The organism is Halorussus litoreus (assembly GCF_003382685.1).
Taxonomy (GTDB): domain Archaea; phylum Halobacteriota; class Halobacteria; order Halobacteriales; family Haladaptataceae; genus Halorussus; species Halorussus litoreus.
On the sequence record NZ_KZ859516.1, the window covers coordinates 1 to 18,396 of the forward strand.

Below are 18,396 nucleotides of genomic sequence, written 5' to 3' on the forward strand. Positions count from 1 at the left end.
CGCGGCCGCCGCGCGCCAGCGCGGCGGCCGCGCCCGGACGACCGTTCCGACAGGGCCCGTTTCGGCAGGACAGGTTCCGACAGGACCCGTTTCGGCAGGAGTAGCCCCGCCCGTGTGAATCGACCTGACCGACGGAACTCCCCTCAGTCGATCGACCGGTGGACGTCGAACGGCAGTCCCTCGACGCCGTCGCGCTGGAACGCCTCGATGGTCTCGTTGACCTCGTGGTAGCCCAGCACGTTCTCCTCGATCATCCGCTCCATAATCTCGGCGCGGAAGTCCAGTTCGTTGTAGATGTCGCGTGTGTTCTCGTAGCCCAGCAGGGTCGCGATCTGCTCTTCGAGCACGAAGGAGTTGTTCATCCCCTGGAACACGATCTCGTCCTCGACGGGGTCCCAGTAGAACGCCTGACGGGTGACGACCCCGCCCATCTCCTTCGAGTAGCCCTCGATCTCCTGGACGCTCGTGACCCGGCGCAGCACGTCGTCGCCCTGCTTGACCCGGTTCTGGAACAGCGCCACGTCGGCGTTGTCCATGAACGTCTCGGGGATGTTGATGGGGTCGCCCGTGAAGCGCTGGATCATCGAGACGATGTCGCTCGCGTGGAAGGTCAGCATCACGGGGTGGCCGGTCTGGGCCGCCTGGAACGCCATGCGACCCTCCTCGCCACGGACCTCGCCGACGATGATGTAGTCGGGGCGCGAGCGGAGGGCGGCCGCCACGAGGTCGAACATGTCCACGTCGGAGGACTCCTCGCCGCCGCCCTCTCGGGTGAGCAACTGCTGCCACGTGTCGTGGGGCGGCAGCACCTCGGCGGTGTCCTCGGCCGTGTAAATCTTCGAGTCGCGCGGGATGAACGACATGATGCAGTTCAGCGTCGTCGTCTTCCCGGACGCGGTCTCCCCGACCACGAACACGGTCTGCTCGTTCTCCAAGCAGAGCCAGAGGTACGCCGCCAGCTTCGGCGACAGCGTGCCCCACTTGGTAATCTGGGCCACCGAGAGCGGCGTTCCCTCGCCCTGACGGATGGTGAGGCTCGGCCCCTTCAGGCTCACGTCGTCGGAGTAGATGATGTTGATACGCGATCCGTCGGGCAGCGTCGAGTCCACGATGGGGTCGCTGTCGCTCACGGGGTCGCCGATGCGCTCGCCCATGTTTCGCAGCCAGTTGTCGAACCGCTGAGGTGAGCCGAAATCCACGCTGGTCCCGAGCATCCCGAAGGTGCCGTGGTCGACGTACGTCTCGTGGGGGCCGATGACGTGGATGTCCTCGTTGGCGCCGTCCCGCATGATGGGTTCGAGCGGGCCGAACCCGACGATGTCCCGGTTCAGCCGATACCGGATGTTCTCGTAGGTCTGCTCGGACACCTCGTAGGTGCCGACGTTGGTGAACTCCTTGACGACGCGAACCACCTCGTCGGTCGAGAACGACCGGACGCCCCGCTTGAAGTCGTTGTACGAGACGTTCCGCAACCAGTCGAGGATCCCCTCCGCCGACACGTTCCAGAAGCGATTGCCTCCGCTCGCACCGTTCGCGCTGTCGTTGACGAGCACCGTCTCGTCGAGCAGTTCTTCGATGCGGTCGTCGTACTCGCCCTCGTCTTGCGGCGCGGGCTTGTTGACGCTCTTCTCCAGGATCTGGTTGCGGACCTGCCCGAACAGCTCTTGCTCTGTGCCGGAGAGTTCGGGCTCGACCGCGTAGTACTCGGTGTCCTGTCCCACGTCGCCGTACACGTGACAGTAGATGGGACCGCCGACCGGATAGATGACGTTGGGCTTGTCGGCCTCCCACTGGTCGGCCGGCTCGTCGATGAGCCGCGGGAACTCACCGGTGAACTGCTTGAACCGCTTGAGGTAGTCCCGCAGGTGGGGCCGCCGCATGGCGACTTCCCGAAGGTCGTCCCGTATCTGTGCAGTCCCGTGCTCTGTCATGGTGGGTGGCGGTCTTACGCGACGCTACGACTCTCGATGACGATCCCGGCGTCGGCCCGGACCGAGAATCCGATGGTGTCGCCGACCTGCTCGCCCATCCCGGCGAACCGCTTGACCGAGATGTTCCGGCGCACGTCGTTGCCGACCTCGACCATCTGGAGCTCCATGAACACGTCCGCGATAGCCCGGAACGGGCCGATAGCCTCCTCGTCGACCGTGGAGGGGTCGACCGTGAGCACGATGACCTGCCCCTGCGAGACCAGATCGCGGAAGAAGGAGATGATTTCGAGGGCGGCCTGTCGCTCCTCGTTCTGACGGATGAGCGCCTCGAACATCGGGTCGTTCCGGAGGATAGCGTCGAACGTGTCGATGATGATCACGTCGGCGTTCCACATCGCTTCGGCGTTCATCAGGCGATTGAGCAGTTCCTTCCGGTTGCCGTCGTCCTCGCTGGGCTTGGTGAGCCGCCGTCCGCTCCCGGTGTCGACGTCCGCGTGGAGGAACAGTAGTCGTTCGTCCAGTAGGTGGTCCTCCACGTCGTACGACAGCGAGTGCATCTGGTCGATGAACCCGCTGACGGTCAACTCCGTCGACAGCAGGGTGACGGAGTGGCCCGTCTCGCAGAGCCCGTAGCTGAACCGCTGGCTCATCGCCGACTTGCCGGCCCCGTAGTCGCCCTCGATGAGCACGATGGAGCCCCGTGGGATGCCGCCGCCGAGTTCGTGATTCAGTCGGTCGTGATCCTCCAGTCCGAGCGAGTAGAGATTGTCGCGTGTCATGCTCTGAACTCCAGCACCTCCTCGTCGCCGCTGACGATCACCTTCGCGCGGTGGTCGCCGTCGGCCACCTCCGAACCCAGTCCGACCTCGATTCTGACGACGTTGCCGACCCGCCAGTACGAGCCGTCGACGACGGTCGTCGAGACGTTCGGCTGGTACCGTCCGTCGACCAGCACGTCCATTCTATCGGGTGACGCGTCTAGGTCCCGCGACCCGGTGTTCTTCACGAGCAGGGTAAGCGTCTCAGACGAATTGTCGTACACCGCGTCGCTGCCCGGATCGCTGATAACCTCGACGTCGGTCCGAACGTCGCTGCTCACGTCCACGCTCCGGTCACCGAGTGCGGAGGAGAGCCGCTGGACGCCTTGCGTGAAGGTGCCCGCAACGCTGGCCGCGATGAGCAGGCTCGCGATGAACAGGATGAGGTGGGACGTGGAGACGCTCGCCACTCAGATCACCTCCGAGACGGCGACGCCCGGCCCCGTCACGACCTTCACCTGCGAGGGCTCGGCCGACACGGAGACGTTCACGTGGAGGGTCTCGCCGGGGAGCCAGAGGTCGGTGTTCTCGTTACCGTCGACTGCCAGCGCCGTCATCCTCTCACCAGTAAAATTCGTGTAAGTCCCATCTATAAGAATATCGGTATCGTTCACGGAGAGCGACGTCGAGCCGGTGTTGGTCACGCTCAGATTCAGGTAGAGGCCGTCGCCCTCGTTGGCGACCGCCGCGTCGGCGACCGCGAGGTCGGTGTTCTGACGGGTCAACTCGCTGCTGGCGTCGTCCTCGAACGCGCCGTGGACCTGCTCGTAGCCGTTGTTCGCCGCGGTGTACGCGACCCCGAAACTGATGAACATCCCGAGGAACAGCACGACCGTCGCCCCGCTAACGCTGAATCCCATCGTTCCCACCTCGGATGCGCGCGCAGTGTTCGACGATCTTCCGCTGGACCGCGTCGCCGGTCAGCTGGCTGAGGAAGGTGAGACTCCGGATGTGGTCGTCGATCTCGAGGGTGGCCGGGCCGGTCTCACCCGGCTCGACCGAGTCCACGTCGGCGAACCCGCTCACGAACGACAGCAGCTCCTCCTCGACCGACTCGCTGATCCACCCGATGTCGCCGTAGTACTCGATTGTCCGGACCGCGTCTTCAGCCCCGAATTCGGTCACGAGGAACTCCAGCCACTCCATCACCACGAGGTCGGCGACGTACCCCTTCGGGAGTTCCGCGAGGTACGGCTTGCTGTCGAGTCCCGACCCCGAATCGGTCGCCGGTCGGGTCTCCGCGGCGGACTGATCTTCGGTGGGGTCGACGGGATCGGCGTTCGCGGGCTCCTCGAACTCGAATTCTCCCTCTTCGGGGTCGGCGGTCGGGGCGTCGTCATCGACGGTCGGCTCGCCCTCGACGACTGCCTCCTCCATCTCGGCGGCCTGTTCCGACTCCTCGCCCTCGGCCCAGTCGGCGTCGCCCGACTCGTACTCTTCCTTGAGTTCCTCGAAGGTGGAGCCACCGGCCTGTCCGCCGTCGTCGTCCGTCTCTGCGTCGTCCGCCTCCTCCTCCTCGATGGCGTCGTCTTCGATAATGTCGTCTGCGATAATGTCGTCCTCGTCCGGGTCGTCGTCCATCGCCTCGTCGGGGGCGTCGAAGCCGAGGTCGTCGCCCGCGTCCTCTCCGAACTCCGCGTCTTCCTCGAAGTCGTCGTCGAAGAAGCTCTCGGCCTCCGCCTCGGCCACGTCCTCGTCGAGGTCTTCCTCTGTTTCGGTCTCCTCCTCGCCTTCGAACAGTCCGAAGCCGCCCTCGCCCTCTCCGCCGAACGCGTCGCCGCCTCCTGCGACGCCCCCACCCTGCACGTCGTCGACGAACGGGTTGACGCCGCGGGTGACCATCTCGTAGATCTCGAGGAGCTTGCGCACGTTCTCCTCGGTCTCGTCGACCTTCTCGCTGATCTGTTCGTTCTCGCTCCGGACCGTGCTGACCGTCGAGGAGATGTCGGCCACCTCGTTCTCGAGCTCGTCGATGCGGTTCTCCAGCTCCTGCGTCGGGCCGCTCCCGCCACCGCCCATGCCGCCGAACTCGTCGCCGCCTCCGCCGTTGGCCCAGTCGTCCATCTCGCCGTCCATTCCCCCGCCGCCCATACCGTCGTCCATCCCACCGAAGTCGTCATCGAGGCCGCCGTCCATTCCCCCGCCACCGCCCATTCCGCCGTCGCCCATGCCGTCACCGCCCATGCCGTCGCCACCCATTCCGTCGCCGCTCATGCCGTCACCGAACAGGTCGTCACCTGCGCCGTCGGCGTTGACGCCGTCTTCCTCCTCTTCGTCCATGAAATCCATGATGCCCATCGCGACCAGCCCCGTCCCGAGGAGATGGACGAACTGGTCGCCGAATGCGATAAGTTTCATTACCGACAACAGCGAACTTGGCGCACATTAATCTTCCCCCTGCGTTATCATCGCTGATAGAAAACGGGTGACGCGGCTGAGGCCGCCGTCGAGCGTTCGGACCGGTGTCAGTCGGGTCGTCAGTCGAGCCGGACGTTCCCGGTCTTCTTATATATCCGGAGCCGTCGGACGACAGGTTCGAACGCGGGCTTGAGCGGCTCCGGCAGCGTCTCGGTCTTGCCGATGACGAGGTAGCCGCCCCGCGACAGCGACTTCGAGACGGTTTCGAGGATAGGGAGCTTGTGCTCGGTGTCGATGTAGATGAACAGGTTCCGACACACCACGAGGTCGAAGTTCGACTTCGGGTCGCCGTTGATGAGATCGTGGCTCTCGAACGAGACCAGCTCCTTGACCGGGTCGGTCACACTGAACCGCTCCCCGTCGCGCTCGACGTAGCGCTCGTAGTCGTCCAGCGGCGCGAGCTGCTCGCCGATGTCGGTCGTGCGCGTGTTCTCGTACACGCCCTCGCGCGCCGCGGCGAGTATCTCCGGGTCGATGTCGGTCGCGGTGATCGCGACGCGGTCGGCCTCGACCTCCGGGTCGTCGAGCGAGAGCATCGCGAGTGAGTACGGCTCGCGCCCGTCCGAGCACGCCGCGCTCCACACCGCCGGCCGGTCGTGCTCGGCCGACAGCGCCCGCAAGACCGAGCGGATCTCCTCCCAGACCTCCGGATTGCGGAAGAAGCTGGTGACGTTGACCGAGAAGGCGTCGAGTAGCGCAGTCCGCTCGTCCTCGTCGCTCCGGAGCAGTTCGTGGTACTCGGCGTAGTCCTCGGCCCCGCTCCGGCGCATCCGCGAGGACACCCGGCGGTCGAGATACGCGTCGTCGTAGTAGCTCGTGGCGAACCCCAACTCGGCTTCGACGTAGTCGAGCAACTGGAAGAACGCCGCCGGGCGCGAGTCGGTGCTCACAGCACCACCTCGCCGTCGTGAGCGCTCGTCACGGTGAGCGTCCACGACTCGGGGTCGACGCGCAGTGATCGGCCGTGGCTTCCGCCCACGTCCTCAGCGACGACATCCACGTCGCGCTCGTCCAGCGCGGTCCGCACCGCCTCGACGTTTCGCCGCCCCACGCCCTCGCTCACGCCCGAGAAGTCGAACATCCGGCTCCCGCCGGCGAGCTTGGCTTCTACGGAATCGAGGTTGCCGCCCGCTTCCTCGACGGCCGCCAGCAGATTCTCGACGCCCGACACCGCGGACTTGGCTGGTTTGCTCGTCTCGACCGATTCGTCGGTCGCGGTCCCTTCTTCCCCGGCGTCGGCCCGCTCGGGGAGCATCACGTGAGCCAGCCCCGCGACGCCCTCCGAGGGGTCCGCGACCGCCACGCCCACGCACGAGCCGACGCCGCTGGTCGCGAGCAGCGAGTCGCCGCTGGCGACCGCGAGTTCGGCGACGCCGACCCGGACGCGGCCCGGGTCGGCGTCGTCGTCGCCCGACAGAGGGCTGTCGGCGTCCGTGCTCATAGTGGCCCCGCTCTGGTCGTTCGCTCGGCGGTGTCGCCGGGGTCGATGTCGTCGAGCGCGTCCCGGAACTCCCGCTCGTCGGGGAGAACGTAGATCTCGCAGTCGAACGCCCGGTCGTCGGCCCGCAGCACGGTGTCGAACAGCACCGCGTCGGCCTGCCGCTGGCCGAGTCGCGCGACCACCGACTCGGCGACGGCGCGGCCCACGTCGTGGACGAACTGGGGCGGCGAGATGTCGATGGTCGTCTCCAGCACGTTGGCCCAGCCGTCCACGAAACTGCTTGTCATCACGTTGCCGATCTCCTCCATCGCCGACCGGGCCATGCCGTCGAACTCCTCGACCGATTCCGTTCCCGGCACGAGCGCCCCGACGACCTCGCGGGCCGACGCTTCGTCGAACAGGATCAGCACGTACCCGCGGGGCGTCCCCTCGAACTCGAACGCCGCGCCGACGTATCGTTCGGCGGGAAGCTGTGCGGGCACGTCCTCGACCGGGACGAAGCTCAGCCGCGTGACGTCGACGCGCGAGTCGATGCCGGTCATCTCGGAGACGCTCTCGGAGGCCGTCCGCGCGCCCGAGCGAGCCATCTCCCGGAGGGTGTCGAGTTCTTCGATAGCCACGCCGTCGCCGCCGAGTAGTTGCTGCATCGAGGCCGGGTCGGGGAACAGGTGGAACTCGACGTCGAGCGCCTCCCCGACCGCGCCGACCTCGCTCCGGAACGCGAGCGCTCGGTCGCGGTCGAATCCCGAAGCGTCGAGCGGTCCCGCGTCATCGAGCAGCCCTGCGGCGTCGAGCAGACCCGCGCCCGTCCCCTCGACGTACTCCGGCGGGGACACGTCCACCGTGGTTTCGAGGTGGTCGGCCCAGCCGTCCACGAAGCCGCTCGTAACGACGTTGCCGACCTCCGCGATGGCGCTCTCGGCCACGTCGGATCCGGGGACGAGCGCGTCGAGCAGCGTCTCCGCGCCCGCCGGGGAGAACGTCAGCAGGCTCGCGCCCTCGATGCCGCCCGAGAGGTCGACCGCGACGCCGATGCGCCGCTCGTCCTGCGCGAGGTCGTCGGCGGACGCCAGCGTCACGCCCGTCACGTCGACGCGGGCGTCGATGCCGGTCATCCCGGTGAGGTTGTCCGCGGCGCGCTCGCCGCCCTTCCGGGCGGTTCTGCTGACCGACCCGAGCGCCTCCACGTCGACGTTCATTGTATCTCGATCTGCTGCATCAGCGCGACCAGTTCCTCCAGTTCCGGGAAGGTGTACACCTTCACCTCCACGTCGGCCTCGCGCGCGTGGACACGCGAATCGAACACGAGCGCCATCTTGTCGCGGCGCGAGCCGACGAGTTCGTCGACCATCTTCGACCCCGCGCCGTAGGTGAACTGAGGCGTCGAGATGTCGATAGTCGTGTTGAGGACGTTGGCCCAGCCGTCGATGAAGCCGCTGGTCATGATGTTGCCGATCTCCTGGACGGCCGACCGCTCCATGTCCGAGAAGCCCTTCGCTGCGGGGTCGGCGCGGTCGCCGAGCATCCCGGCCGCGAGCTTCTTCGCACTCCGAGCACCGAACAGGAACAGGATGTGGCCGTGGGGCGGCTCCGTGAGTCCGATGTGGGTGCCGACCTGCTTGTCGTGGCCGACGTGGGTCTTGATGTCCTCGATGTCGAGGAAGTTGGTCTTGGTGATCTCCATCTCGGTGTCCATCCCGGTCATCTGGTTGAGATGGTCGGCCACCGTGTTCGCACCCTCCTTTGCCATCTGGTTGAACAGGTTCAGCTTGCGTATGTCGACTTTCAAGTTTCGTGTCTCTCCTCGGCTCATGGTCATAAGGTCTCCACGTCGAGTATCGTCACCACGTCGCCCTCGCCGAGCACCGCGGCCCCCGACAGCCCGGGGATGCCGCTCAGGATGCCCTCGAACGGTTTGACGACGACCTCCTCCTGTCGGCTCACCGCGTCGCAGTGGATGGCGACCGAGCGCTCGGACTCCTTGATGCGGACCAACATCCCGTCGCCGTTCTTCGTCTGGCCGGGGACGTTCAGCGCGTCACCGAGCCGAACGAGGGGATAGACGGTGTCGTCGTGGGTGACGACCTCCTCGCCCTCGACGGTCTGGACCGCCTCCATCCGGCGGATCTCGTCGACGTTCTTGATGGGGATACCGTACTCCTCGTCGCCGGATTGGACGAACAGGACCTTCACGATTGCGACGGTCACCGGCAGCGAGAGGCTGATGGTCGTGCCCTCGCCGGGCGCGCTTTCGACCGAGATCTCGCCGTCGAGTCGCGTCACCGTTTCCCTGACCACGTCCATGCCGACGCCGCGGCCGCTCACGTCGGTTACCTCGTCGGTGGTCGAGAAGCCGGCGTGGAAGATCAGCTTCTGGGCCTCCTCCTCGCTCAGCTCGTCGGCCTCCTCGCGGGACAGGGCGCCCTTCTCGACCGCGTTGGCTCGGATGCCGTCGGGGTCGATGCCGCCGCCGTCGTCCTCGACCTCGATGGTCACGCGGTCGCGCTCGCGCGAGCCCCGGAGCCGGATGGTCCCCTCGCGGGGCTTGCCTGCGGCCTCGCGCTCGTCGGGGTCCTCGACGCCGTGGTCCACGGCGTTCCGGAGCAGGTGCATCAGCGGGTCGCTGATCTCGTCGAGGATGGTCCGGTCGAGTTCGATGTCGGTCCCTTCCATCGCGAAGTCGATGTCCTTGTCCTGCTCGCGCGCGAGGTCGCGCACGAGCCGCGGGAACTTGTCGACCACCTTCTTCAGCGGGACCAACCGCATGTCCATCACGGTGTCCTGCAGGCTCGACGTGATCTTGTCCAACTCGTCGAGGTGGTCCTCGGCGCTGTCGAGTTCCGCCTGCTCGATGGATCGGCGGAGCTTGATTCGGCTGGTGACCAACTGCTCGACCTGCCCGTGGACGTCGTCGAGCTGGTCCACGTCGACCCGGACCGACTGTATCTCCTCGATAGACTCGTCGGTCGAGTCGGCGGACCCGGACGACCCCGAGCCGTCGGACGCACCCGTTCCGGAATCCCCGGACGCGCTCGTCCCGGACTCCTCGGGCGCGGAATCGCCCGTTTCACCTGCGGCACTCGCGCCGTCGTCGCCCGACTCGGCGGGACTCGCGCCGTCTCCGCCAGCCTCCGGGGACTCGGCCGCCGCGTCGAGATCGGGTTTCGGGACGCGAGTCACGGTCCCGCCGTCGATCTTGCCGACCGAGGCGACGACCGATTCGACCTCGCCCGCACTCGCCGCCGCGACGAACGCGTCGAAACCGTCGTCGTACTCGCCGTCGTTGACGGCTTCGACCGCCGGAACCGTGTCGAGCAGATCGAGATCCTCTTCGAGGCCCTCCAGCGCGAACATCGCGTCGACGCCCTTCATCTCGGGGTCGCCCATGTCCACGGCGACGTGGAACACCTCGCCGTCCGCCGACGCGAGTGCTGCGGGGTCGTCGAGGTCGGTCAGCGGGACTGCGTCGAGTACGTCGTCGCTGTTTCCGGTCGCCTCGCCGTTCGTCGCCTCGCTGGCCGTCGGTTCGGAGGACTCCCGCTCTTGGGAGCCAGTGCCGCCGTCCTCGATGACGGCTCGGATGTTCTCGATGGTGTCGAGGGCGTCGAGGTCCGTCTCGCCCGACGCCTCGATCTGGTCGAGCGCGCGGTCGATCTCGTCGACGCCCGCGAACACGAGGTCCATCATCTCGGGCGTGACCTCCATCCGGCCCTCGCGGACCTCGTCCAGCAGGTCCTCGATGGCGTGGGCGAGGTCGCTGGCGTCCTGGAACCCCATCGCGCCGAAGTTACCCTTCAGCGTGTGGGCCGTCCGAAAGATCGAGTCCATCGCGGCCTCGGACGATGGGTCGTCTTCGAGTTCGAGCAGCGAGTTGTTGAGTTCCGTGACGTTCTCTTCGCTCTCGCGGATGAAGTCCTGTAGGTAGTCGTCCATGTGTCAGTTCTCCGTATTGATAGCGTCGAGGATCGCCTTTCCCATCTCGTCTGCCGAGTGGACGCGGTCGACGCAGCCCGTCTCGATGGCCCGCGCCGGGATGCCGAACACCGACGAACTCTCCTCGTCCTGCGCGAGCGTCGCGCCGCCTGCGGCGTCGATGGCCTCGATACCCGCCGCGCCGTCGCTTCCCATGCCGGTGAGGACCACGCCGACGAGCGAGTCGTCGATCGCCTCGGCGGCCGTCTCCATCGTCACGTCGATGGCCGGGCGCACGCCGTGTTGCTGTTCGTCCTGCTGGAGTTTGACGCGGAGCCGTCCGTTGCCGTAGCCCGCGACCTCCATGTGGTAGTCGCCCTTCGCCACGAGCGCCTCGCCGCCGCCGATGCGCGTGCCGTCTTCGGCCTCGCGAACGTCGTACTCGCTGTGGCGGTCGAGCCGCTCGGCGAACCGGCCGGTGAATCCCTCGGGCATGTGCTGGACCACAAGCACCCGGAGGTCGGCGGCCAGCGGGAGGCTCGCGAGCACGCGCTCGACCACGCGCGGGCCGCCGGTCGACGCGCCGACGACCAGCGTGGGATCGTCGACGTAGCCGTGGTCGGTCTCGATGGCGTCCGTGTCGTCGGCGTCGTCGACCTCCGCGACCGAGTCGAGGTCGGCCCGCGTCGCCGACCGGACGGTCTCGACCAGCGCGTCGCCGTGGGCCGAGATCTCGGTCGAGACCTCGCCGCCGGGCTTGGCGAGGAAGTCGACCGCGCCCTTCTCCAGCGCCTCGAAGGTGGCCTCCGCGCCCTCGCCGGTGTGAGCCGACAGCATCACCACTGGCGTCGGATTCGTCGCCATGATCTGCTCGACGGCCTCGATGCCGTTCATGCGGGGCATCTCGACGTCCATCGTCACCACGTCCGGGTCGTGGTCCGCGACCGCCTCGACGCCCGCTTCGCCGTCACCTGCCTGCGCGACGACCTCGACGCCGGCGTCTTCGAGGATGTCCGAGATGACCGTGCGCATGAAGTGCGAGTCGTCGACGACGACTGCTTCGGTCATGCTGAGACGACGTCGTCGATGGCGTCCATCACGCTCGGCTTCTGGAACGGTTTGGTGATGTAGCCGTCCGCGCCCGCCTTGATCGCGGCCTTCATCTTCTCCTCCTGTCCGATACTGGTGCACATGATGACGTTCGAGTCGGGGTCGGCCTCCTTGATCTCGGAGGTTGCCTCGATGCCGTCTCGGATCGGCATCACGATGTCCATCATCACGAGGTCCGGGCTGTGCTCCTCGTACAGTTCGATGGCCTCGACCCCGTTCTCGGCCTCGCCAGCGATCTCGAACTCTTCTTCGAGTATCTCCCGGAGCAGATTCCGCATAAATTCCGAGTCGTCCACGATGAGTACGTTCTTCGCCATGGAGTAGTCACCAGTAGGCTGATAGAAACCGGGCTGAAATAAATTCTCTCATGCAATTATCATCGCTGATGTTCCCGGCGGGAGTTGCGGCCATCATTTCAACTGGTCGATGACCGCGTCGATGTCGATCCACACGACGAGGTCGAGCCCGTCGCCGTTCTGCTTCCGGATGAGCCCCCGCGAGACCTCCTGTTCGACGCTCCGCGTGTCGAACTCCGAGAGGTCGTCGTCGGTGTCGATCCGGTCCTCGGGGTAGGTCGAGACCTCCCGGACCTCGTCGACCCGGATGCCGACCTTCTGCTTGTCGTCCGGGCGGTCGAGGACCAGCACGTCCTGCTCGCCGCGCTCGACCGCGTCGCTCTCGACGCCGAGGAACGACCGCGGGTCGATAATTGCGGTGGTCTCGCCCCGGAGGTCCATCACGCCGTCGACCGCGTCGGGCGTCCGGGGGATGCGAGTTACCTTCTTCGTCTCGACGATGCTGTCGACCTCGTGGATGTCGACGGCGCAGTCGTCCTCGCCGAGGCGGAACTCCACGACCTGCCGAGTCGGAACGTCCCGAGAGTCGGGCGACTGCTCGGGGTCGTCCGACTCCGAGGCTGCGCCCGATTCGGTCGGTGCGCCTGAGCCGGTGTCGGTCTCCTGTACCTCCATAGCGCGCTCTGTTTGGAACATCGAACCCGAGCACGTAAAACCCGGCCTCGGCTCTCGCTATTGATAATCGGCTGGGCGTCTCGGAAGCTTCACTTTCTGCCGGCGTGCGCTGGATTCGACTGACGGCCCGGCGCGCGCTGGCTCGTCTTTTCCACATAGCTTGCGCTGGATCGTCCTTCCACCCGGCGCGTGCGGCGCGGCGTCTCACCGAGCGACGCGAGATGAGGCTCGTGGGAGCCGTGCTCCCACGGCGTCTCGACGAGTGAAACGAGTCGAGGTTCGTCAGCGCGTGCGCTGACGGCGCTCCCATGCGCCGCGCAACCCGCGCGAGGGCTGCAGGAGCGACGCGACTGCAGGCTCGGCGGACGCGGGTTGTCCGCCGGTGTCGTCGGGAGCGCAGCGACCGACGGCTCGGCAGAGCGTGCGCTGCCGGTGGACGAGGACCACAGGCCGGTGGACGAGTAGCGCAGGCTGGAGGCCGAGGACCGCAGGAGGCTGGGGTGGTATGCGGACCGCGGTGTTGTGCGGAGCGGTGCGGTCACGCCGAGACTCAAGGAGTAGCTAGCTTCACCCAATTGTTCAACGATATCTCGCTGGCTCGGCCACTGCTTTCCAGATTCCACGCAGACCGCCCAAGACAGACATCTTCCTCCGGGCCCGGCGTACTCTTCCGCAACCGGAGTACCCTTCCGGCGGGCGTGCGTAATCAATTTCCATGCCGGAGACGAACCGCAAGTTCCTGCTGGCGAATCGCCCCGACGGAAAACCCGACCGCGACACGTTCGAGCTGGTCGAGGAGGACGTGCCGGAACCCGGCCCGGGCGAGGCGCTGGTCCGGACGCTCTACCTCTCGGTCGACCCGTACATGCGCGGCCGGATGGACGCCGGCGAGTCGTACGCCGAAGCCTGGGGAGTCGGCGACCCGCTTCAGGCTGGCGTCGTCGGCGAAGTCGTCGAGTCCAACGGCGCGGGGTTCGAGGCGGGTGACGTGGTCACGGGCAACCTCGAATGGGCCGACTACGCCACCGCGGCCGGACCGGACCTCCAGCCGGTGAACCCCGATCTCGCCCCCGTCTCGACCTCGCTGGGCGTGCTCGGGATGCCGGGTCGGACGGCCTACTTCGGGACGCGCGAGCTCGCCGACCCCGGCGCGGGCGACACCTTCGTCGTCACGGGCGCGGCTGGCGCGGTCGGCTCGGTCGCGGGCCAGATCGCCAAGCTCTCGGGAGCGCGCGTGGTCGGGTTCGCCGGCTCGGACGAGAAGGTCGCGTTCCTCGAAGACGAACTGGGCTTCGACGCGGGTATCAACTACAAGTCGACCGACGACTACCGCGCCGCGCTCGACGAGGCTGCCCCAAACGGCGTGGACGCCTACTTCGACAACGTCGGCGGACCCATCACCGACGCAGTCTTCTCGAAGCTGAACGTCGACGCCCAGATCGCGGTCTGCGGCCAGATCTCGCTGTACAACGCCCAGCAGATGCCGACCGGCCCGCGAAAGCTCCCGAAGCTCATCGAGAGCCGGGCGCGAGTCGAGGGCTTTCTCGTCCAGGACTTCGCGCCGCGCTTCCGGCAGGCGACCAAAAAGCTCGGTCGGTGGGTGTCGAACGGCGAGATCCAGTACCGCGAGACGGTCACCGAGGGACTGGAGAACGCCCCGGACGCGTTCCTCGGACTGTTCGAGGGCGAGAACATCGGCAAGCAACTCGTGAAGGTCGGCGAACGCGGCGAGTAGTCCGAAACAGAAGTTCCCGACTTCTCAGACGTTCTCCGGTGGGAACACCATTCCGCGGTCGTCCTGCACCGCCTCGACCAGATCGGCGATGGTGTCGTTCGGGCCGAGGTCGTAGGCTTCGAGGATGGCCTGCAAGCACGACGGTGAGTAGCGCACCCGGACGTTCGACTCGGTGAGTAGGATGCCGAGCACGTCCTCGACCGCCGTCTCGGTGGTCAACTGCTGGGCGTACCACCGCAGGAGGCCGTCGAAGACGGTGCCCACGTCGTCCGATGACACCTGCTGGTGGCCGATGGCGTCCTCGGCCTTCGCAGTGACGTGGAACCCGTACTGGGCGCTGACTGCCTGCAAGTCCGCCTCCAGCGCCTGTTTCACCGCGCTCGATTCCACGGTTCCGACTCCGGATTCGGACGCGCTGGCTCGGGCTTCGGTCCCGGGCGCAGATTCGCCGTCGCCGTTCCCACCGCCAGCGTCGCCGGTAGCGCCTGCCGTGGATGCGCCACCTGCGTCCGCGGGAACGTCCGGACGGTCGTCGGTTCCGATGACGAACCGGTCTTCGTCCAACTGGACGACGTTCTCCTCGTCCTGGATGTCGAGTTCGTCCGGCGACAGCGCCGGCCCGTCCTCGGCGCTCGCGCCCTCCTCGGGAGCCAGCGGCGGCTCTTCCGAATCGCGGCCGTCGTCCGGGGCGGGGGACATTGAAGTATCGTTCCCGTGGATTTCACATAAATTCTCCGCCTAGATCTCCGGTTGGCCTGTCGCGGGATCACCAATTCGGCGGTCGAGGGACGACGAGGTCGCCCGTGCGTCGACGCTCCACTCGACGAAATCCGACTTGATTCGACTTGGTTCGACGATCGTCGTAGGAAGATTTTATTATCGTCGAACTTCTGGCGTTCCGTATCGTGACTGGCCTTCAGCATCCGACCGCGTCGTCGACAGCACTGCCGACCGAACTGGAGTCGCCGCGCGCGAAACTCGTCTACCTCTCGCTCCGATCGAGCGCGGCGTCCGTGGACGAGCTCCAGTCGACCCTCGGGGTCCCGAAGCTGACGCTCTACAGCGTGCTCCGGACGTTACGCGAACGGAATCTCGTGAAGAAGCAGGACGGTCGGTTCGCAGTAGTCGAGTAGTTACTCCTCGTCGTCCTCGGGGCAGAGCTGATCGGGCGTGCGGTCGTAGCGGGGCGTCGCCACGAACCGTTCGATGCGCTCGCGCTCTTTCTCGGAGAGAGGCATAGCAGGGGAAAACCACGGAAGGGGTAAAAAGACAGCGGCCACTGGTCCCGTTCCGGAGAGGTTCGGCGTCGCTCCGCCACGATTCGGATTTTCTCCGGCAACTCCCCACCAACCCTATTTGGTCGCAAGCCGTGTCTCCTTTCGATGGGGGACTGCACGCTCGACAGCACCGCGAGTCGATCCGGGGGGAACCATGGCCGAGGCTGACGACAAGTATCCCGCCGAGTCCGGCCGTCGACGCTTCGTAAAGGGGGTCGTCGGGAGCGCGGCACTGACTGGAGTCGGGACGGCGACCGCCGCGGCCGTCAGCTCGGCGACTGCGCCGTCCGGCGCGGGCGGCGGCATCATCCAGTACTACGGCGTCGAGAACACCGCGGGGCCTGCACCCCGCGCGATGCCACAGATTCCGGTCGAGATCGACGACGACGGGTACGTCAAGGGCGTCTGGCCCGAGCCCGAGACCGTGACCGAACAGGGCCAAGAGATAACGGTCGCCGAGATGCAACTCGGCGGGACAACCTACTCCAGCGAGTGGTTCCAGTACTGCGGCGTCCAGACGTACCCCGGCGTGGAGCCCGACGCCGATCAGGACAACTTCTTCCGGTACTCGTCGTCGCCGCCGTACGAGTGGCAACAGGAGGCGGTCGAGAGCGGCGACCGCGTCAACATTTCGGACTTCCAGGACTACGGCTCGTGGGGAAACGGCGTCGGCGAGAGCGGCGTCGGGAAGCCCGCGATGGCGACGTGGCGATCACAGGACGTTCCGGCGAGCGGGACCATGCCAGTCCAGCTTATCCGGTCGCCGGTGGTCGAGCAGATGTCCGAGCGGGGCGGGAGCGACTGGGTTTCGGCCAGCACCGAACAGGGGTTCGTCGCCAACCTCAACAAGTGCACCCACTTCTGCTGCGTCCCCGCGTTCAAGGCGTTTGCCGACAGCGGACGGTTCGGCGCGGCCGACGAGATCTACTGCCAGTGCCACCAGTCGGTGTACGATCCGTTCAGCCTCGTCACGCAGTCGTTCGTCTCCCTTCCCCGGCCCGACGAGTGATGGCCCGAAGCACCGGCCGGTCCACGCCGCGTCGGTACGCCTCACTCCGGCAATCCTCGACGCGCCCGCGGACCGGCAACAAACGTTTTGTGTCCACGGTTAGCAAGGACGAACGTTGAAGCGAACGCTGTCCACGGTCGTCGAACGAGTGAAGCGCCTCTGGAACTCGTCCGCCGCATCTGGGGACGAGGAGAGCGCCGACGAGCGAGACGCCGGTCCCGACCTCTACGAATGTGCCGGCTGTGGCGCGGTGTTCATCTCGAAGCCCGACGAGTGTTCGACCTGCGAAGACGACGACTTCACGAACGTCGGTTCGTTCTGAGTCTCCTTTGGATCTGACGCCACGGCCATCTCCGACCTTCCGCCCGAAAAAGGACTGATCTCGCGGAGCGGGGCGTCCGCGGAGAGAGTGCTGTCTGCGGCGCGCGACCCGTCCGCCGAGAGCGCGCGGGCGTTTCTCAGCAGAAACAGCCCGGCGTACAGGAGGGCTCGCACCAGCAGCAGTTGTCGCACGTCTCGCCGGCGCAGTCGTCGCATCGCTCGATGGAACAGTCGATGTCACAGCCACCGTGACACTGGATGCTGACCTCGCCGTCCTCGCCGGGAACCTCGGCACCGTAGACGGTGACTTCGCCGTCGCTGGTTCGGTGGGTCGCCGACGCGAAGCCGATCTCCGGCCGGACGCGGATGGTGACGAACCCGTCGTCGGTCTTGCGGTTGACCGTGTACGAGGGGGTCGTTCTGGTGCCCGCGAAGTTGGTGGCGACGGTCTTGGCGACGCCTTCCTCGGTCGCGCCCGGGTGGGCTTGCGCGTCGAGTTCGAACTGACCCAGTCCGGGGTTGTCGAGGACGCCCTCCGCGCTGAGTTCGCGGAGCAGATCGGCGTTGTTCGAGAGGTGCTTGCGCATCGTCCGCGCGTCTACCTCGGCGTCGTCCGCGCTCGCGATGCTACTCAAGCCAGCCGTGCCGGCGACCGCACCGACGCCAGCTTTCTTCAGAAGGTTTCGTCGTTTCATTTTTGGACTCCATCGGCGACTCTAGACATATTCTTACTTTAATTTTTTGTGCGTAATCTAGAACGAGTGGGTTCGAGCGCCCGCTGTTCGACCGCGTTCACGGAATCCGTCTGGCCGTCCGAAGAGCGACGCGTATCCCGCTCGCGCCCGAGCGGCCACACGTCCGAAGGGATGTGAACTTTGAAAGGATTGATTAGATTTGAGCCGCATGACACGACCACCGGCACGCCCCACGTCAGTGCCGGACTGGCACCCATGGACACCCAAACCGCGCTCGAACTGCTGCGACACGAACACCGGCGAGCCGCGGTCGTCATCTTGAGCGAGACGAGCCCCCTCTCGCGGCCGGAGCTGACGGTGCGGCTCGCCGCGAGGGTGGTCGACGGCGAGGCGACCAGCAGCCTCCCGGACGAGGACACGCGGCGTCGGCTGCGCCTCGGGCTCCACCACAACCACCTGCCGAAGCTGTCCGAGGCCGGCGCTATCGAGTACGACGACCGGCAGGTGACCGCGATGCGGAAGCTGGAACCGCTCGCGTCGTTGCTCCGCGACCATCGCCGCGACCCGCCCGCCACGGCCAGTAGCCTCGGCGAACAACTGTCCGGGTTCTACGCGTAGCAATTTTTCGACTCGGCGAATCCTCACCCCATCGTTAGACTCGGCCGAACCCTCACCGCGTATTCTCGATCTGGGCCGCGAGCGAGGGGCGCGCGGCAAACCGCGCGCCCCTCGCCCGCAGCCCTTTTTTCGTCGCTTCG

General features: G+C 66.6%; 20 protein-coding genes. 5 read left to right on the top strand and 15 right to left on the bottom strand.

Annotation, left to right across the window (positions count from 1 at the left end; translation table 11 throughout):
• Positions 1 to 143 precede the first annotated feature (143 nt).
• The 13 genes from DPQ64_RS07690 to DPQ64_RS07750 all read right to left on the bottom strand — a co-directional run bounded on the left by DPQ64_RS07690 (position 144) and on the right by DPQ64_RS07750 (position 12,622).
• The gene (locus DPQ64_RS07690; RefSeq protein ID WP_115863774.1) at positions 144 to 1,931 is read right to left on the bottom strand and encodes a type II/IV secretion system ATPase subunit; all 1,788 of its coding nucleotides are present in this window, start codon (positions 1,929 to 1,931) and stop codon (positions 144 to 146) included.
• A 14-nt stretch (positions 1,932 to 1,945) separates the two neighbouring features.
• Positions 1,946 to 2,710: an ATPase domain-containing protein gene (locus DPQ64_RS07695; protein WP_115863775.1), complete on the bottom strand. Its 765-nt coding sequence runs from the start codon at positions 2,708 to 2,710 to the stop codon at positions 1,946 to 1,948.
• Positions 2,707 to 3,159, bottom strand: a complete 453-nt coding sequence (locus tag DPQ64_RS07700; protein WP_115863776.1) for a flagellar protein G — start codon at positions 3,157 to 3,159, stop codon at positions 2,707 to 2,709. The genes DPQ64_RS07695 and DPQ64_RS07700 overlap by 4 nt, the downstream gene beginning before the upstream one ends.
• Positions 3,160 to 3,609, bottom strand: a complete 450-nt coding sequence (locus tag DPQ64_RS07705) for a fla cluster protein FlaF (RefSeq protein WP_115863777.1) — start codon at positions 3,607 to 3,609, stop codon at positions 3,160 to 3,162.
• Complete coding sequence (locus tag DPQ64_RS07710) at positions 3,593 to 5,107, bottom strand: FlaD/FlaE family flagellar protein (RefSeq protein ID WP_232820510.1); 1,515 nt, start codon at positions 5,105 to 5,107, stop codon at positions 3,593 to 3,595. The genes DPQ64_RS07705 and DPQ64_RS07710 overlap by 17 nt, the downstream gene beginning before the upstream one ends.
• A gap of 119 nt (positions 5,108 to 5,226) precedes the next feature.
• Entirely contained in the window at positions 5,227 to 6,057 is an 831-nt protein-coding gene (locus tag DPQ64_RS07715) for a CheR family methyltransferase (protein WP_115863778.1), read from the bottom strand.
• Positions 6,054 to 6,608, bottom strand: coding sequence for a chemotaxis protein CheD (locus DPQ64_RS07720; RefSeq protein ID WP_115863779.1), 555 nt, complete (start codon positions 6,606 to 6,608; stop codon positions 6,054 to 6,056). The genes DPQ64_RS07715 and DPQ64_RS07720 overlap by 4 nt, the downstream gene beginning before the upstream one ends.
• On the bottom strand, positions 6,605 to 7,807 hold the full coding sequence (locus tag DPQ64_RS07725; RefSeq protein ID WP_115863780.1) for a chemotaxis protein CheC: 1,203 nt from the start codon (positions 7,805 to 7,807) through the stop codon (positions 6,605 to 6,607). Before DPQ64_RS07725 ends, DPQ64_RS07720 begins: the two co-directional genes overlap by 4 nt.
• A complete protein-coding gene (locus tag DPQ64_RS07730; protein ID WP_115863781.1) occupies positions 7,804 to 8,421 on the bottom strand; it encodes a chemotaxis protein CheC in 618 nt (205 codons plus the stop codon). The genes DPQ64_RS07725 and DPQ64_RS07730 overlap by 4 nt, the downstream gene beginning before the upstream one ends.
• Before the next feature lie 2 nt (positions 8,422 to 8,423).
• Positions 8,424 to 10,541, bottom strand: coding sequence for a chemotaxis protein CheA (gene cheA / locus DPQ64_RS07735; protein ID WP_115863782.1), 2,118 nt, complete (start codon positions 10,539 to 10,541; stop codon positions 8,424 to 8,426).
• 3 nt (positions 10,542 to 10,544) lie between these two features.
• Positions 10,545 to 11,588: a chemotaxis-specific protein-glutamate methyltransferase CheB gene (gene cheB, locus DPQ64_RS07740; protein WP_115863783.1), complete on the bottom strand. Its 1,044-nt coding sequence runs from the start codon at positions 11,586 to 11,588 to the stop codon at positions 10,545 to 10,547.
• On the bottom strand, positions 11,585 to 11,947 hold the full coding sequence (cheY, locus tag DPQ64_RS07745) for a chemotaxis protein CheY (RefSeq protein WP_115863784.1): 363 nt from the start codon (positions 11,945 to 11,947) through the stop codon (positions 11,585 to 11,587). The genes cheB and cheY overlap by 4 nt, the downstream gene beginning before the upstream one ends.
• Positions 11,948 to 12,040: 93 nt before the next feature.
• Positions 12,041 to 12,622, bottom strand: coding sequence for a chemotaxis protein CheW (locus DPQ64_RS07750; protein ID WP_232820511.1), 582 nt, complete (start codon positions 12,620 to 12,622; stop codon positions 12,041 to 12,043).
• A 694-nt stretch (positions 12,623 to 13,316) separates the two neighbouring features.
• On the opposite strand from DPQ64_RS07750, the gene DPQ64_RS07755 reads away from it, so the two are divergent.
• On the top strand, positions 13,317 to 14,336 hold the full coding sequence (locus DPQ64_RS07755; protein ID WP_115863786.1) for an NADP-dependent oxidoreductase: 1,020 nt from the start codon (positions 13,317 to 13,319) through the stop codon (positions 14,334 to 14,336).
• A 24-nt stretch (positions 14,337 to 14,360) separates the two neighbouring features.
• Here DPQ64_RS07755 and DPQ64_RS07760 read toward each other — a convergent pair whose 3' ends face one another.
• A complete protein-coding gene (locus DPQ64_RS07760; protein WP_232820512.1) occupies positions 14,361 to 15,035 on the bottom strand; it encodes a DUF7500 family protein in 675 nt (224 codons plus the stop codon).
• A 206-nt stretch (positions 15,036 to 15,241) separates the two neighbouring features.
• Here DPQ64_RS07760 and DPQ64_RS07765 point away from each other — a divergent pair, with 206 nt between their 5' ends.
• From DPQ64_RS07765 to DPQ64_RS07775, 3 genes are all read left to right on the top strand, one after another.
• The gene (locus DPQ64_RS07765; protein ID WP_232820513.1) at positions 15,242 to 15,469 is read left to right on the top strand and encodes a helix-turn-helix domain-containing protein; all 228 of its coding nucleotides are present in this window, start codon (positions 15,242 to 15,244) and stop codon (positions 15,467 to 15,469) included.
• Positions 15,470 to 15,767: 298 nt separating this feature from the next.
• Positions 15,768 to 16,622 carry a ubiquinol-cytochrome c reductase iron-sulfur subunit gene (locus tag DPQ64_RS07770; RefSeq protein WP_115863787.1) on the top strand — a complete coding sequence of 285 codons (855 nt, stop codon included), beginning with the start codon at positions 15,768 to 15,770 and terminating at the stop codon, positions 16,620 to 16,622.
• Positions 16,623 to 16,737: 115 nt separating this feature from the next.
• A complete protein-coding gene (locus tag DPQ64_RS07775; protein WP_115863788.1) occupies positions 16,738 to 16,944 on the top strand; it encodes a hypothetical protein in 207 nt (68 codons plus the stop codon).
• 136 nt (positions 16,945 to 17,080) lie between these two features.
• Here the strand turns inward: DPQ64_RS07775 and DPQ64_RS07780 are convergent, their stop codons facing one another.
• A complete protein-coding gene (locus DPQ64_RS07780) occupies positions 17,081 to 17,638 on the bottom strand; it encodes a twin-arginine translocation signal domain-containing protein (protein WP_115863789.1) in 558 nt (185 codons plus the stop codon).
• Positions 17,639 to 17,893: 255 nt separating this feature from the next.
• Between DPQ64_RS07780 and DPQ64_RS07785 the strand changes: the two genes are divergently transcribed.
• Complete coding sequence (locus DPQ64_RS07785; protein WP_115863790.1) at positions 17,894 to 18,256, top strand: DUF7344 domain-containing protein; 363 nt, start codon at positions 17,894 to 17,896, stop codon at positions 18,254 to 18,256.
• Positions 18,257 to 18,396: the final 140 nt, after the last annotated feature.